At 61.2% G+C, this 13,517-nt stretch carries 15 protein-coding genes; 6 read left to right on the forward strand and 9 right to left on the reverse strand.

Going from position 1 to position 13,517, the window contains the following annotated elements; all coding sequences use genetic code 11:
* Positions 1-91: 91 nt before the first annotated feature.
* Positions 92-1,459: a bifunctional UDP-N-acetylglucosamine diphosphorylase/glucosamine-1-phosphate N-acetyltransferase GlmU gene (gene glmU, locus CFU_RS01950; protein WP_014004365.1), complete on the reverse strand. Its 1,368-nt coding sequence runs from the start codon at positions 1,457-1,459 to the stop codon at positions 92-94.
* A 109-nt stretch (positions 1,460-1,568) separates the two neighbouring features.
* Here glmU and CFU_RS24775 point away from each other — a divergent pair, with 109 nt between their 5' ends.
* The 3 genes from CFU_RS24775 to CFU_RS01960 all read left to right on the forward strand — a co-directional run bounded on the left by CFU_RS24775 (position 1,569) and on the right by CFU_RS01960 (position 4,461).
* A complete protein-coding gene (locus CFU_RS24775) occupies positions 1,569-1,778 on the forward strand; it encodes a hypothetical protein (RefSeq protein WP_190275217.1) in 210 nt (69 codons plus the stop codon).
* A complete protein-coding gene (locus CFU_RS01955) occupies positions 1,747-3,375 on the forward strand; it encodes a M14 family metallopeptidase (protein WP_050808451.1) in 1,629 nt (542 codons plus the stop codon). The genes CFU_RS24775 and CFU_RS01955 overlap by 32 nt, the downstream gene beginning before the upstream one ends.
* A gap of 66 nt (positions 3,376-3,441) precedes the next feature.
* Positions 3,442-4,461 carry a porin gene (locus CFU_RS01960; protein ID WP_425304709.1) on the forward strand — a complete coding sequence of 340 codons (1,020 nt, stop codon included), beginning with the start codon at positions 3,442-3,444 and terminating at the stop codon, positions 4,459-4,461.
* Positions 4,462-4,535: 74 nt separating this feature from the next.
* Here CFU_RS01960 and CFU_RS01965 read toward each other — a convergent pair whose 3' ends face one another.
* The 5 genes from CFU_RS01965 to CFU_RS01985 all read right to left on the reverse strand — a co-directional run bounded on the left by CFU_RS01965 (position 4,536) and on the right by CFU_RS01985 (position 7,860).
* Complete coding sequence (locus CFU_RS01965) at positions 4,536-5,126, reverse strand: YXWGXW repeat-containing protein (protein WP_014004368.1); 591 nt, start codon at positions 5,124-5,126, stop codon at positions 4,536-4,538.
* 121 nt (positions 5,127-5,247) lie between these two features.
* Positions 5,248-5,580: a YegP family protein gene (locus CFU_RS01970; protein ID WP_014004369.1), complete on the reverse strand. Its 333-nt coding sequence runs from the start codon at positions 5,578-5,580 to the stop codon at positions 5,248-5,250.
* A 119-nt stretch (positions 5,581-5,699) separates the two neighbouring features.
* Positions 5,700-6,647 carry a tRNA 2-thiocytidine(32) synthetase TtcA gene (ttcA, locus tag CFU_RS01975; protein WP_050808707.1) on the reverse strand — a complete coding sequence of 316 codons (948 nt, stop codon included), beginning with the start codon at positions 6,645-6,647 and terminating at the stop codon, positions 5,700-5,702.
* 42 nt (positions 6,648-6,689) lie between these two features.
* The gene (locus tag CFU_RS01980; protein ID WP_014004371.1) at positions 6,690-7,088 is read right to left on the reverse strand and encodes a dihydroneopterin aldolase; all 399 of its coding nucleotides are present in this window, start codon (positions 7,086-7,088) and stop codon (positions 6,690-6,692) included.
* A 7-nt stretch (positions 7,089-7,095) separates the two neighbouring features.
* Positions 7,096-7,860, reverse strand: coding sequence for an SDR family oxidoreductase (locus tag CFU_RS01985; protein ID WP_014004372.1), 765 nt, complete (start codon positions 7,858-7,860; stop codon positions 7,096-7,098).
* A gap of 130 nt (positions 7,861-7,990) precedes the next feature.
* Between CFU_RS01985 and CFU_RS01990 the strand changes: the two genes are divergently transcribed.
* The gene (locus tag CFU_RS01990) at positions 7,991-9,187 is read left to right on the forward strand and encodes a class I SAM-dependent methyltransferase (protein ID WP_041741092.1); all 1,197 of its coding nucleotides are present in this window, start codon (positions 7,991-7,993) and stop codon (positions 9,185-9,187) included.
* Positions 9,188-9,212: 25 nt separating this feature from the next.
* The gene (locus CFU_RS01995) at positions 9,213-9,407 is read left to right on the forward strand and encodes a DUF2905 domain-containing protein (RefSeq protein WP_014004374.1); all 195 of its coding nucleotides are present in this window, start codon (positions 9,213-9,215) and stop codon (positions 9,405-9,407) included.
* Here the strand turns inward: CFU_RS01995 and arsC are convergent.
* The 3 genes from arsC to CFU_RS02010 are packed head-to-tail and all read right to left on the reverse strand — an operon-like array spanning position 9,404 to position 12,194.
* The gene (arsC, locus tag CFU_RS02000) at positions 9,404-9,760 is read right to left on the reverse strand and encodes an arsenate reductase (glutaredoxin) (RefSeq protein ID WP_014004375.1); all 357 of its coding nucleotides are present in this window, start codon (positions 9,758-9,760) and stop codon (positions 9,404-9,406) included. The two genes, CFU_RS01995 and arsC, sit on opposite strands and share 4 nt — an antisense overlap.
* Positions 9,757-11,601, reverse strand: coding sequence for a glutathione-regulated potassium-efflux system protein KefC (kefC, locus tag CFU_RS02005; RefSeq protein WP_014004376.1), 1,845 nt, complete (start codon positions 11,599-11,601; stop codon positions 9,757-9,759). Before kefC ends, arsC begins: the two co-directional genes overlap by 4 nt.
* 5 nt (positions 11,602-11,606) lie before the next feature.
* Complete coding sequence (locus tag CFU_RS02010) at positions 11,607-12,194, reverse strand: NAD(P)H-dependent oxidoreductase (RefSeq protein ID WP_041741093.1); 588 nt, start codon at positions 12,192-12,194, stop codon at positions 11,607-11,609.
* A 207-nt stretch (positions 12,195-12,401) separates the two neighbouring features.
* On the opposite strand from CFU_RS02010, the gene CFU_RS02015 reads away from it, so the two are divergent.
* A complete protein-coding gene (locus tag CFU_RS02015; protein WP_014004378.1) occupies positions 12,402-13,469 on the forward strand; it encodes a gamma-glutamyl-gamma-aminobutyrate hydrolase in 1,068 nt (355 codons plus the stop codon).
* Positions 13,470-13,517 lie beyond the last annotated feature (48 nt).

Raw genomic sequence — 13,517 nt, forward strand, 5'->3', positions numbered from 1 at the left:
GTAGGGTGGGCAGATTTTCTGCCCACCCTGCAGGCGATTCTGGCATAAGCGACGGTCTGCGTGGGCACAAGCGCCCACCCTGCCAGTTCATTTACTTCTTGATCTTGACCGGCCGCTGCCAGCCGTCGATGGTGACCTGGCGCGCGCGCGAGACGGTCAGCTTGCCTTCCGGCGCATCCTTGGTCAGCGTGGTGCCGGCTCCCAGAGTCGCCCCTTTGCCGACCCGCACCGGCGCCACCAGCTGGCTATCGCTGCCGATGAAGGCGTCGTCTTCGATAATGGTGCGGAATTTGTTGGCGCCGTCGTAGTTGCAGGTAATGGTGCCGGCGCCGATGTTGACGCGCGATCCCACCGTGGCGTCGCCGACGTAGGCCAGGTGGTTGGCTTTGCTGTGTGCGGCAATCTGGCTGTTCTTGACCTCGACGAAATTGCCGATATGGACGTCTTCGCCAAGCTCGGTGCCGGGACGCAGGCGCGCATACGGTCCGATCTGGGAAGCGGCGCCGACCACGGCATCTTCGATATGACAGAACGGTTTGATGTTGGCGCCGCGGCCGATGCGGGCATTCTTGATGACGCAGTTGGCGCCGATGATGACGCCGTCTTCGATGCTGACTTCGCCCTCGAAGATGCAGCCGATATCGATGCTGACATCGCGGCCGCAGCTCAGCGCGCCGCGCACGTCCAGGCGCGCCGGGTCGAGCAGGGTCACGCCCTGTTCCAGCAAACGTTCGGCGATGCTGCGCTGGTAGATGCGTTCCAGCTCGGCCAGCTGCACCTTGCTATTGACGCCCAGGGTTTCCCATACGGCGCCGGGTTGCGCCGACACTACCGGCGTGCCGTCGGCGACGGCGCTGGCGACGATATCGGTCAGATAATATTCGCCCTGGGCATTGTTGTTGGACAAGCCGGCCAGCCATTTCTTGAGCTGCGCGGTGGGCGCTACCATGATGCCGGTATTGCATTCGCGGATCGTGCGCTGTTCCGGCGTCGCGTCTTTTTGCTCGACGATGCTGACGATCCTGCCTTCACCATTGTGCTCGCGGACGATGCGGCCGTAACCGGTCGGGTCCGGCAGGTCCACCGTCAGGACCGCCAGCTTGTCTGTGCCGGCGCTATCGATCAGCCGTTGCAGCGTGCTGCTGGCGATCAGCGGCACGTCGCCGTACAGCACCAGGGTCGGCACCGTGTCGTCCAGCTGCGGCGCGGCCTGGGCCACCGCATGGCCGGTGCCGAGTTGCGGTTCCTGCCTGGCAAACGTCAGGTCGGCGGCATGGAACTGTTTCAATACGGCGTCGCCGCCATGGCCATAAATGATGCAAATGCTGCTTGGCGACAAGCTGCGCGCCGTATCGACAACATGTCCCAGCAAAGATTTTCCAGCCAGCGGATGTAGCACTTTCGGCAGCGCCGATTGCATGCGTTTGCCCATGCCAGCGGCGAGGATGACGACGTTCATAGAGACACTTTGCTAATAAGAAATAGGGAAGGCTTAGGCAAACCGCCAGGCCGGCGCATGAAGCGGATTTGGGCAAAACCTTAGGGAGGAAATTCTAGCATGGCCCCGTATGCCGATGAATTATTGTTATTTATTTGATATCATACCCATTGATTTTTTGATAAAAATAATTCAATTGCCGACAATAGGAGACTGGTATGGCTATCGCTTTTCCCATTTGTTTTTCTCGCAGACGATTATTTCGAGCGGCGGTATCGGCCAGCGTCGTCGTCGTGTTGGCGGCGGCAGTGCAATGCCGTCCTGCCAGTGCGCAGTATGATCCGGCCAAGGCGCTGGTCGAAATCGATGCTATTGCCAGTCAGTATCCCGACCCGGAAGTCACGATAGATTCGCCGGCGTTTGCCGCCGGAAAAACTGGTTTCACATCGCAGCAGGAGATGCTGGTTTATATCCGGGGGCTGGCTGCGCAATCGCCGTCGATGCGCGTACGGCAACTGGGGCCGTCGCAACAGGGGCGGGCGATTCCGCTGCTGGTGTTTGCCGAGCCGGCCGTATCCAGCGGCGCCGAGCTGTCGAAAAACGGCAAGCCGACGGTGCTGCTGATCGGCGCCCAGCACGGCAATGAGCCGGCGGGCGGCGAAGCGGCGCTGGCGTTCGCCGGCATGTTGGCCAACGGCAAGCTTGACGACATCCTCGAACGCGTAAATATCCTGATCGTGCCGCGCGCCAATCCAGACGGCAGCGCTGCATTCCTGCGCGGCCTGGCGGATGGACAAGACGTCAATCGCGATCACTTGACGCTGGCGACGCCGGAAGGGCAGGCGCTGGCTCACGTGTTCAATGACTATCAGCCGGAAGTGGTGCTGGACAGTCATGAATTCAGCGTTGGCGGCCGCTGGGTGGAAAAATTCGGCGCGCTGCAAAAATACGATGGCCTGGTCCAGCTAGCGACCGTGGCGAATCTGCCGCAGGCGCAGGCGGCCGCCGCCGAAACTCTGTTCCGTCAGCCGCTGCTGCAGGCGTTCGACCGCCGTGCGCTGAGCCATTCCTGGTATTACACAACCAGCTGGAACAAGGACGACAGGACGGTGGCGATGGGCGGCGTCGGTCCGGATACGGGCCGCAACATCGCCGGCCTGCGCAATGCGATCTCGTTTTTGCTGGAAACACGTGGCGTCGGTATCGGCAAGGCGCATTTCAAACGACGCGTGTACACCCATTTGACGGCGATCGAATCGGTGGTCAATGCCACTGCCGGCAATGCGTCGCAGGTACTGGCCCTGAACCGGCAGTTTCGGCGAGAGGTAGCTGCCAAGGCGGGACGGGGCGTACTGAACGTAATTGGCGCGGCGACGCCGGGCCGTCACACGCTGGCCATGCTGGATGCCCGCAGCGGGCAGGCAAGGGCGATTGAGGTCGACTGGATGTCGGCGCTCGAGATCCAGCCAAAGCTGCAACGCCCGCGCCCTTTTGCCTATCTCCTGCCTGCCTCGGAAACGCGCGCAGCCGAGCGGCTGCAGGCACTCGGCGTAAATGTTTATCAAGTCACGGCAAAGCTGCAACTGGGGCTGGAGCAAGGCGCGCAAAGTTATCGCCTGACTTCCCGGACACAAGGGCGCAAGCAAGACGTGACCGGTTCGGCGGGCGCCGCCAGCGATGTCGTGCGCGTTACTACCGAACTGGAGGCGCTGCCATTGGCGATCGCTGCGGGCTGGTATTACGTGCCGCTGGACCAGCCTCTGGCCAACCTTGCCGCTGCCGCGCTGGAGCCGGAATCGCAGAGCAGCTATGTATCGAACGGTCTGCTGCCGGCGCCCACGGCGGACGGCGACGGGCCGGCCTACCTGCCTTTGTACCGTTTGGCGAAACGGCCGCAGCTTGCGGTTGAAGCGCTGGTTGCCGCACGGGGTTTGTAAATGACGGCGCAGTGGTTTCGGCATTGAGCTGCGTCGATAAAATATGGAGACAAGACAATGAATAAGATGTTGTTGACAGGAGTGCTGGCGAGCGTTGCTGGCGGCGCGATGGCGCCCGTTTTTGCCGAACCGGCGGAGCGCGTCGAGATATACGGCCGCGTGGATCTGAGCATGGACGAGGTCCGTGGAAATGGCGGCAGGATGTTGAAGCAAACGGATAACGCCTCGCGTTTCGGCGTGCGCGGCAGCGAAGATCTGGGCGCCGGCTGGCGTGTCTTGTTTGGCATTGAAGCCGGCTTCAATGCCGATACCGGCCTAGCAACCGATCCGATGTTGCGCAACGCCTACGCCGGCGTGCGCGGCGGCTTCGGCACAGTGGCTGTGGGGCGCCTTGATTCGTCGCAGGCAACCGGTTCGCCCCTGTATTCGCAAGTCACCAGGAATATCACCTTTGTGGGGCATGACGCCGGGGCGACGGCGATTGGTACGCGCTGGCTGAATGCGCGCAACCGCACCAGCAATGCGGTCGGCTACATGAGCCCGGTATTCCACGGTTTCAGTGTGCGAGCGCGCTATCACCAGCCCGATCCTGGCGATGCTGCAGCCAAGGTGAGGCAGGAAGGCGACGTGAAGGCTACCGATATCGGCCTCAATTACGAATCCGGCGCGCTGTCTGCGGGCATCGGTTATGGCCAGAATAAACGCCGCGGAACGCCGGTCGACAATGACTTTCGTCGCAAATGGCAACTGCTCGGTTCTTACAGTTTTGGCGCAACCAAGATTTCAGCCCTGTATGGCAGGGATCATTACAACGGTACGGTGGGCGCGCGGTCCAGGGTTAACTACTGGCTGCTTGGTTTTTCGCTGCCGTTTGGCGCCGGCCTGCATCAAATCGCGGCGAACTATATGAAACGTGATGCCCAAGGCGATATACAGGGCAAAGGCTCAAATTTCCAGGCCGGATATATTTTTCATATGAGCAAACGTACCAAGCTGTACGCGTCATATGATCGTGAAAACCTGAACGCGAACAAGGGCGGCAACTTGCTCAATACAATAAGCAGCGGTATTCAACACCGGTTTTAATGCTGCAATGAATGCCGTTCTCGCCAGGAAGTTACGTGGCGAGAACGGCAGGTTCAATGCGTGTCGGGGTGCTATCAGTAGCGTTGCCAGAAACCGCCCGAGAAGGCCCAGCCGTTGCCGTTGCGGACCCAATGTCCCGGGGCCCAGAAATAACCGTCGCGGCGCGCTTCCCAATGACCGTTGACCCAGTCGTGGCGGCCGTTGTTCCAGCGCCAGTAACCCCCGATCCAGACATGGTTGGGGCTGGGCGCCGGCGTCATGACTTCGATCTGCGGCGGCGGCGGGGCGACGTTGATCACCACCGGCGGCGCGCTGTAGGTATTGTTGATCGGCACCCAGCGGCCGCCATGGAATACCCACTGGCCGCCTTCGTTGGCCCAGTAGGCATGCTGGTAAACCATATTCTGGCGCGATTGTTCCCAATGGCCGTTACTCCAGACGTAGCGGTTGTTTTCCCACTTCCAGTGGCCGGCGATCCAGTAGGAGTCGGGATAGGGCGCCGGCGGCGCCACTTCCACCAGCGGCGCCGGCGGTGCTTGCACGACCCGGACTTCACGGTATTCGACGCGGGTGCGCGGCGGTTCGACCACGCAGCCCGCCAGCGACAGGGAAGCCGCTGCTACGGCCGACAAGGCAAGGTAACGCTGAAAACGACGACGGTTCATTCATATCTCCAGAAAAAAGGTCCTGGGTATTAAACGATTTGCCGTACGGAATGAATACAGGGCTTACAAATACTTGCAATTCACCTGTGTCGCCGTGTTTCCCGATGCTTTGGCCGAACGCTCAGGCTTCATCCTTGACATCGGTGCTGGGGCCGTTTTTCTTGACGGCGTCGATGCCGGCGTCGCGTGCGCTGGTGGTGCTGTACATCTGGCTGCTGCCGATGACCTGGTGATTGGCAGCCTTCAGGTTGAAATAGAACTTGCCGTTGGAAGCCTGGTTGCGGCTATAGCGATCGTCTTGTGCGCTGTTGCTCTGGACCGAGGCGATGCCGTTTTCGGCGGAAGCCTTGGCGACATACATTTCGCTGTTCAGCACCACTTCGCCGTTGCCAGAGTAGAGCAGGAAATAGAACTGTCCATCCACCGACTTCTTGAGTACATAGGACCCTGCCATTGCGCGTCTCCTGATAGGTTGCCGGCCAGGCGGCGCAGTGTCGCTGTATCTGTTCAGCTGGTTGCACTGGTTGCCGCTGGTCCGCTTCGATTATATAGCCGGGCGGGGAAATCGATGGATTAGTCTGCCGGCCGCAGCGGAATGATGCTGGCAACGCTTGCCGGCGTCGAGCATGGATCATCGTCAAACGCAATATCGCCGTTGGGATCGGCAATGCCGCTGGCCTTCAGGTCGGCGAAACCAAACAGGTTGCGGTCCATCAGGTGCGACGGCGCTACCGTCGACAGCGACGAGAAAATGTTTTCCACCCGGCCCGGGAATTTCTTTTCCCATTCGCGCAGCATGCCCTTGATCTGCTTGCGCTGCAGGTTTTCCTGGCTGCCGCACAGGTCGCAAGGGATGATGGGGAACTGCTTGACCTCGGCATAGCGGCTGAGGTCGGCTTCCTTGACGTAGGCCAGCGGCCGGATCACGATCTGCTTGCCGTCGTCCGATTGCAGCTTGGCCGGCATGCTCTTGAGCTTGCCACCGAAAAACATGTTGAGGAAGAAGGTTTCCATGATGTCGTCGCGATGGTGGCCGAGGGCGACCTTGGTCGCGCCCAGCTCGGTGGCGACCCGGTACAGGATGCCGCGCCGCAGGCGCGAGCATAGCGAGCAGGTGGTCTTGCCTTCCGGGATCAGGCGCTTGACGATGCTGTAGGTATCCTGGTTTTCGATGTGGTAGGCGACGCCCAATTTCTCCAGGTAGGCCGGCAGGATGTGGTCCGGGAAATTCGGCTGCTTCTGGTCCAGGTTGACCGCGACGATCTCGAAATTGATCGGCGCCCGTTCGCGCAGGGTCATCAGGATATCCAGCAGGGCGTAGCTGTCCTTGCCGCCCGACAGGCAGACCATCACCTTGTCGCCGTCTTCGATCATGTTGAAATCGCCGATCGCCTGGCCGACCTGGCGGCACAGGCGCTTGTGCAGCTTGTTGTTTTCGTGGGCGATCTTTTCCACGCTTTTCTGGCTTGGGGAGTTGGCGGCGTCGCCGCCGGCTGCTTGCACTAGTAATTGGTCTTGCATCGGGGTTTCCTGCTTCAATTGTTCATTCATGGCGATTCGGCCTCAGGCTTTCGGTTTGATCCGAAACACTTCGACGCCGACCGAGCGGCAATCGGGATAGGCGTCGGGTTTTTCGGTGGACACCCTTACCGCGCGTACCCGCGGATGCAGCAGCAGGGCATTGGCGAGGTCGTCGCACAGGGTTTCCTGCAAATGGATATGCCCTTGCGCCATGCGCTTTGCGACGGTATTGCGCATGAAATTGTAATCCAGCACGTCATCCACATGATCTTTGGTAGGCGTTGACAAAGCCAGCGGCACAAACAGGTCGACATTGATCAGCGCACGTTGCGTGCCTTGTTTTTCAGATTCGTAGACGCCGATATTGATCTGCACTTCGTAGTCGCGCAGGAAAAGGCGGCGGCAATCGCTAAGGTCGGGATGGATGAGTGCGGAGAGCATGGTGTTTTCAGTGAGGATGGGACGGCTGGGCGGGAACGGCAGCCGGGTCCCGTGGGTGAGGATACAAGTGTTGGCCGCCATCGACCAGCAGCGTGCTGCCGGTAATGGCGGAGGAGGAGGCGACAAAACAGACGGTCGCCGCGATATCTTCCAAAGTCGCCGGCTGCTTCGACTGGGCGCCGCCGGTTGCATTCAATGACGACGCAAGCGAGGGCGCAATCGCGACCACCCGCAACTGCGGCGCATAAGCCTGCGCCAGCAAGGCGGTGGCGCTGTGCAATGCAGCCTTTGACAGCGTATAGGACAGGAAATCGGGATGCGGGTTGAACAGTTTCTGGTCCAGCAGGTTGACGACCACCGCATGCGCGCCTTCCGTCTTGAGCGTCGCCGCATGCAGCGCCTGCGCCAGCAGCAGGGGAGCCGCCAGGTTGTTTTGCATGTGACGTCCCAGGCTGGCCGCGGACAGGGTGGCAGCGTTGTCGTATTCGACGTGGCTGGCGTTGTTGACGATGCAGCCGACGGCGCCGAGCTCTTGCGCCACGCGCGGCAGCAGCGCCTGGATCTCGGCTTCCTGGGTCAAATCGCACGGGATCGCGACAGCCCGGACTCCCAGCGCCTGGCATTCCTGCAACAGCGCCGCCGGCGCCGGGCCTTGCTGGTAATGCAGCGCCAGGTCCCAGCCCTGCCGCGCCAGCGCCAGCGCAACGGCGCGGCCGACCGTACTGGCGGCATCGGTGACAAGGGCAACGGTGGGGACTGGCGTGGTCATCATGGTTTATTCATCATAAGCGCTGTGCAGGATTCCCGGGGGTGACGCGGCAGGCGGCATTTACACTGTTTCATCGGCGACGCGCATTGACGACTCTTGCTTGTGCGCCGGCGTTATCTTCTACAATAGCGCCATGCAACTGCAATTACCCGAAGCTTCGGTCGAAGCACAGCGCGCATCGCGCCTGTTACACAATCTGATCGCCACTGAAATCCGCCGGCAGCATGGCTGGATTTCATTCGCGCGTTATATGGAACTGCTGTTGTACGCGCCGGACCTCGGTTATTACAGCGGCGGCGCGGCAAAATTGGGCAAAGACGGTGATTTTACAACCGCGCCCGAGATTACGCCGCTTTTTGGCGCGACTTTGGCCCATTTGACAACAGAATTGCTGGTTTCTTCGCCTGCGCTGCAGCCGCGGATACTGGAATTCGGCGCCGGCAGCGGCCAGCTGGCCCATGACATCCTGACTGAATTGGCCACCAGCGTGGCTGCCGGCGACAACGGCGCCGGCTTGCCGCAAGCGTATTACATCGTTGAACTGTCAGCCGAACTGCGGGCGCGCCAGCAGCTGAAACTGCAGGCATTTCCGCAGGTGCAGTGGCTGGATCGCTTGCCCGAGGCGTTTTCCGGGGTAGTGATCGGCAACGAGGTGCTCGATGCGATGCCGGTCGAACTGGTGTTGCGTGGCGAGCAAGGCTGGCTGCAGCGCGGGGTCGGCCTGGCCGAAACCGGCGTCGAGGGCGAAGATGGACAATTTGTCTACATTGATCGCCCGGCCGAGCCGACGCTTATCGCACAGATACCTGATGCCGAGTCGCTGACGGTCGGCCACCTGACTGAAGTGCATCCGGTGGCGATCGGTTTCATGCATTCGCTGGGCGGCATGTTGAAAGCCGGGCAGGGCGCAGTCGCGCTGTTCTTCGATTATGGTTTCCCGGCTGCGGAATATTATTTGCAGCAGCGCGACCAGGGTACCTTGATGTGCCATTACCGGCATCATGCCCATCCCGATCCGTTTTACCTGCCGGGTTTGCAGGATGTCACCGCCCACGTCGATTTCACTGCAATGGCCGCCGCCGCCCTCGATAGCGGGCTGGACCTGCTGGGCTACAGCAGCCAGGCGGCTTTCCTGCTGGAAGCCGGGATCGGCAAGCTGTTGCTGCGCACGCCGCCGGAGAACGCCCTGGCTTACCTGCCGCAAGCCAATGCCTTGCAAAAGCTAGTGTCGCCGGCTGAGATGGGGGAGTTGTTCAAGGTGCTGGCGGTTGGCGTCCATGCCGAGCTGCCGGCGCGCTTCGCCAACCACGACCGCAGTCATCGTCTATGACCATCATCCTGTCCGAAAGCGCCGCATGATCCGCTGGATGCTGGTGATTTTTGTCGCCGTCATCGTGTTTTCCAGCGCCTTGCCCTGGCTGGAGAAGCTCGGGCTCGGCCGCTTGCCGGGCGACCTGCGGTTTACCCTGTTCGGCAGGAAATTCTCCCTGCCGTTTGCCTCCACCATCCTGTTGTCGACGGTGCTGTTCCTGCTGGTGCGGTTGCTCTAGGTGTCCATCAAGTCGTTGAACAGCTGCGGCGGCCGCGCGATCACCGAGCGCTCCTGGTAAGTCACGACCGGCCGTTGCAGCAGTTTCGGATGGGCGGCGAGCGCTTGCAGCAATGTGGCGTCGTCGGCCTGGGCCAGGTTGAGCTCGGCGTATTCCGCTTCGTTGTCGCGCACCATGGCGCTGACCGGGCCGCCCAGCTGCTTGTGCAGGGTTTTCAACTGCGCCAGGGTCAGCGGCGTTTTTTGATAATCGACGACTTCCAGCTTGAGCTGGTGCTCGCTGCTGTATTGCTCGGCGAGCGCCAGCGCCTCGCGCGATTTCGAACAGCGCGGGTTGTGATAGATGGTGATCATGTCGGCTCCTGTGTAGTTTCATCCAGCGGCAATACTTCGTCATCCCAGCCGCTGGCGGGCATGTCTTCGCGCAAGATGCGGTCGTGCGCAAACATCTCCTCCAGTTCCTCGCGCGCTTTCTTGGCGATCGAGACGATTTCCTGCTGGTTTTTCTGGTGCGGATACATATCGTGCAGGGTTTGCAGGTTGTGGGCGCGGAATTTCATCGCTGCCTGGCGCGCCCGGTAGGCGCCGAAACCCATCGTGCGCAGCGCCTGGCGTCCGAGCTGCAGGGCAGATTCGAACGTTTCGCGTTCGATCACGGTCACGCCCAGGTCCATCAAGTCGAAATAGTGGGTAACGTTGCGCGCCCGGGCGATGATCGGCAGGTCGGGAAACACGTGGCGCACTGCCGCCACCAGTTTCAGGCTGCCTTCGATGTCGTCCAGCGCCACCACCAGCAAGCGCGCCTTGGCGATGCCGGCGGCGTGCATCAGGTCCATGCGGGTGGCGTCGCCGTAGAACACCTTGAAGCCGAATTTGCGCAGCAGCTCGATCTGGTCGGGATCGTGGTCGAGCACGGTCAGGCCGATCTTGTTGGCGTGCAGCAGGCGGCCGATGATCTGGCCGAAGCGGCCGAAGCCGGCGATGATGACCGGGTTTTCATTGTCGTCGATTTCATCGTCGGGACGTTTCTGCGTGTTCAGGAAATATGGCGCGATGACTTTGTCGTACACCACCAGCAGCAGCGGCGTGGTCACCATCGACAGCGCCACCACCACTACCAGGATAGACGAGGTTTCCTGGGAAAACACGCGGGCGGTGGCGGCGGCGCCGAACACCACGAAGGCGAATTCGCCGCCCTGCGACAGCAAGGCCGCAAACAGGAATTGCTGGGCGCGGGCGATCTGGAATACTTTGCTGAGCAGGTACAGTACGGTCAGCTTGATCGCCAGGAAACCGGCCACCAGGCCGAGAATCAGCCACGGCTGGCTGAGCAGCAGGCCAAAGTCGACCGACATGCCGACGGCGATGAAGAACAGTCCGAGCAGCAAGCCCTTGAACGGCTCCAGGTCGGTTTCCAGCGCATGCCGGTATTCCGAATCGGCCAGCAGCACGCCGGCCAGGAAGCTGCCCAATGCCATCGACATGCCTACCGATTCCATCAGCAGGCCGATGGCGATCACCAGCAGCAGCGCAAAGGCAGTGAAGATTTCACGCAGTCCGGTGCGGGCGATCATGCGCATCAACGGCCGCACCAGGTAACGGCCGCCGACGATCAGGGTGGCGATCACCGCCACCACCTTCAGGCCGCCGATCCAGCCTTCGCCGCTGCCGTGGGCGGCGGCGACGCCGAGCAAGGGCACGATCGCGATCATGGGAATGGCGGCGATGTCCTGGAACAGCAGGATGGCAAAACCGGCGCGACCGGCAGGCGTGCTGTTGATCTTGCGTTCGTTGATGGTGGCCAGGGCGATCGCGGTGGACGACAGCGACATGCCGAGCGCGGCGATCAGCGCGGTTTTCCAGTCGACCCCGGCAGCCACGGCGGCGCCGAACAGCGCCAGCGAAACCGTCGCCACCTGCGCCGTGCCCCAGCCGAAAATCGAGCGCCGCAGCGACCACAGGCGCTTCGGTTCGAGTTCGAGGCCGATCATGAACAGCAGCAGCACCACCCCGAACTCGGAGAAATGCAGGATGTCTTCGACATTGTCGATCAGGCGCAAGCCCCAGGGACCGATCGCCATGCCGGCCAGCAGGTAGCCCAGCACCGCGCCCAGGCCCAGGCGCTTGGCGATCGGCACTGCGGCTACTGCCGCCGCCAGGTAAATCAAACCGTTGAATAAGAGATTCTGTTCCATGATGTTTAGCTGCCTGTGAGCGGTATCGGGGTGTCGGTTGCCAGCAATTCCGGCCAGTTCGGATAGTTCGCCAGGCGCTTGCGGTAGGCCTCGATGTGCCCGGCCAGGGTTTGCTGGTTGACCTGGTGCGCGCCGAACAGCAGGTGCGGCTGCAGCCAGCGCATGCCGCACAGCTGCGCGGTTTGCTGGTAGGGCGGCAAGAAGGCCGAGAACGGGAACAGGTTGTGGCCTTCCGCCTGGTAAGAGCGGACCGAGCCGCCGGTGGTGGCGACCAGCCAGAAATCCTTGCCGCGCAAGGCTTCGCCGCCGGGGCCATAGGCCCAGCCGGGGGTAAGGACGGAATCGACCCATTGTTTCAGCAGCGCCGGCATGCTGTACCACTGGACCGGGTGCTGGAATACGATCAGGTCGGCCTGTTCTACCAGCGCCTGTTCGCGCCGCACCGAGATATGGAAATCCGGATACAGCTCATACAGGTCGTGTACCTGCACATTGGGCACTTTGGCGGCAACCTGCGCCAGGCGGCGGTTGACGCGCGAATGGTGCGGCGTCGGATGCGCATACAGGATCAGGATTTGCGGTGGTTTGTTCATGGTGAGCGGGATACGTTTAGGCAAAATGGTAAAAATGGGTAACTCAAGATGAACTGATATGGAAAACCATGCTCACATAGGAATCAAGTCTATACTTTGGCGAGCCGGTTTGATCAAGATCCGGCCCTAGGGCACTATTTTTGCCTGCAGCGAACATGCTAGCAGCACTTTCCCAAAAATTTCTATTTCTGACAATTTCCAACAAATATGTCCGACTCCCAATCAAACGATCCCGTCCCTCCGCTTCCCGCTACGGCAGCAGAGGCCAAACCTGCCGTACCTCCTGAGCCCGCCGCAACTCCTGAATCCACTGCCGCCGAGCCACCGAAGGCTGAGCCTCAAGCCGAAGCCAAGCCTGCGGCGGCCAGCGTTCCACCCAGGGCAGCCGATCCGGTCAACGACGACAGCGCGCCCTGGCCGCAAACCTGGAAGCTGATCGCCGCCCGTTTCCGCGCGCTGTCGGACAAGGCCGGCCGGCGCATGATGCAGCGGACCCTGAAGATCGGCATCTCAGCGCGGATTTTCCATCCGGAAGAAGGCGCCAAAGGCTTGCGCGGGCGCACCCTGCAATATCTGGAAGAGTCGATCGCGCAGTGGGTCATGTCGCGCAATGTGCTGGTGTTCATGATTCCTACTGTCAACACCAACGGCCTGGTCCATCCCAGCTCGATCCGGCTGCGCGACTATGCCAAGCACCTGGACGGCCTGGTGCTGCAAGGGGGCGCCGACGTCTCGCCGCAGAGCTACGCGCAAGCGGCGACCCGGCCGGAATGGGGCGGCGACCGCGTGCGCGACATGTACGAGCTGGAGCTGCTGCATGAATTCATCGAAGCGGGCAAGCCGGTGCTGGGCATCTGCCGCGGTTGCCAGCTGATCAATGTTGCCTTTGGCGGCACCTTGTACCAGGACATCGCAACCGATGTCCCGACCTCGATCAAGCACGTGAACGACGAATACGACCGCCTGCACCATGCGATCCAGTTTCCGCAAGGTTCCTCATTGGCAACATTGTTCAATAGCCATGGCGGCGAGCAAAACGAGTGGGTGGTCAACTCCATCCATCACCAGGCGGTGCGCGACCTGGGGCGGGACCTGACGGTAGAGGCGATTTCCGGCAGCGATAATATCGTTGAGGCAATACGTTACCGCAAGGCAGCTTTTGTCATGGGCTTGCAGTGGCATCCGGAGTTCCACCGCGCCGGCGGCCCGCAATTGCTCGATTGCACGCCAATTCTCGACGGCTTTCTAAGAGCTGCACGCGAGACGCGTTTCTGATATTATCTCGCCCCTTGGCCGGTGAAGCGTTTTTACGCTTTTTCCCGA

Origin of the sequence: Collimonas fungivorans Ter331 (genome assembly GCF_000221045.1) — a bacterium.
Lineage (GTDB): Bacteria > Pseudomonadota > Gammaproteobacteria > Burkholderiales > Burkholderiaceae_D > Collimonas > Collimonas fungivorans_A.

Coding starts and splice junctions, on each gene's coding strand:
- CFU_RS01985 (WP_014004372.1), bottom strand. CDS start 7,860: ATGATGACCACGCCAGTCCCCACCGTTGCCCTTGTCACCGATGCCGCC.
- CFU_RS01980 (WP_014004371.1), bottom strand. CDS start 7,088: ATGCTCTCCGCACTCATCCATCCCGACCTTAGCGATTGCCGCCGCCTT.
- CFU_RS01960 (WP_425304709.1), top strand. CDS start 3,442: ATGTTGTTGACAGGAGTGCTGGCGAGCGTTGCTGGCGGCGCGATGGCG.
- CFU_RS01995 (WP_014004374.1), top strand. CDS start 9,213: ATGATCCGCTGGATGCTGGTGATTTTTGTCGCCGTCATCGTGTTTTCC.
- CFU_RS02015 (WP_014004378.1), top strand. CDS start 12,402: ATGTCCGACTCCCAATCAAACGATCCCGTCCCTCCGCTTCCCGCTACG.
- CFU_RS01965 (WP_014004368.1), bottom strand. CDS start 5,126: ATGAACCGTCGTCGTTTTCAGCGTTACCTTGCCTTGTCGGCCGTAGCA.
- CFU_RS02010 (WP_041741093.1), bottom strand. CDS start 12,194: ATGAACAAACCACCGCAAATCCTGATCCTGTATGCGCATCCGACGCCG.
- CFU_RS01970 (WP_014004369.1), bottom strand. CDS start 5,580: ATGGCAGGGTCCTATGTACTCAAGAAGTCGGTGGATGGACAGTTCTAT.
- ttcA (WP_050808707.1), bottom strand. CDS start 6,647: ATGCAAGACCAATTACTAGTGCAAGCAGCCGGCGGCGACGCCGCCAAC.
- CFU_RS24775 (WP_190275217.1), top strand. CDS start 1,569: ATGCCGATGAATTATTGTTATTTATTTGATATCATACCCATTGATTTT.
- kefC (WP_014004376.1), bottom strand. CDS start 11,601: ATGGAACAGAATCTCTTATTCAACGGTTTGATTTACCTGGCGGCGGCA.
- glmU (WP_014004365.1), bottom strand. CDS start 1,459: ATGAACGTCGTCATCCTCGCCGCTGGCATGGGCAAACGCATGCAATCG.
- arsC (WP_014004375.1), bottom strand. CDS start 9,760: ATGATCACCATCTATCACAACCCGCGCTGTTCGAAATCGCGCGAGGCG.
- CFU_RS01990 (WP_041741092.1), top strand. CDS start 7,991: ATGCAACTGCAATTACCCGAAGCTTCGGTCGAAGCACAGCGCGCATCG.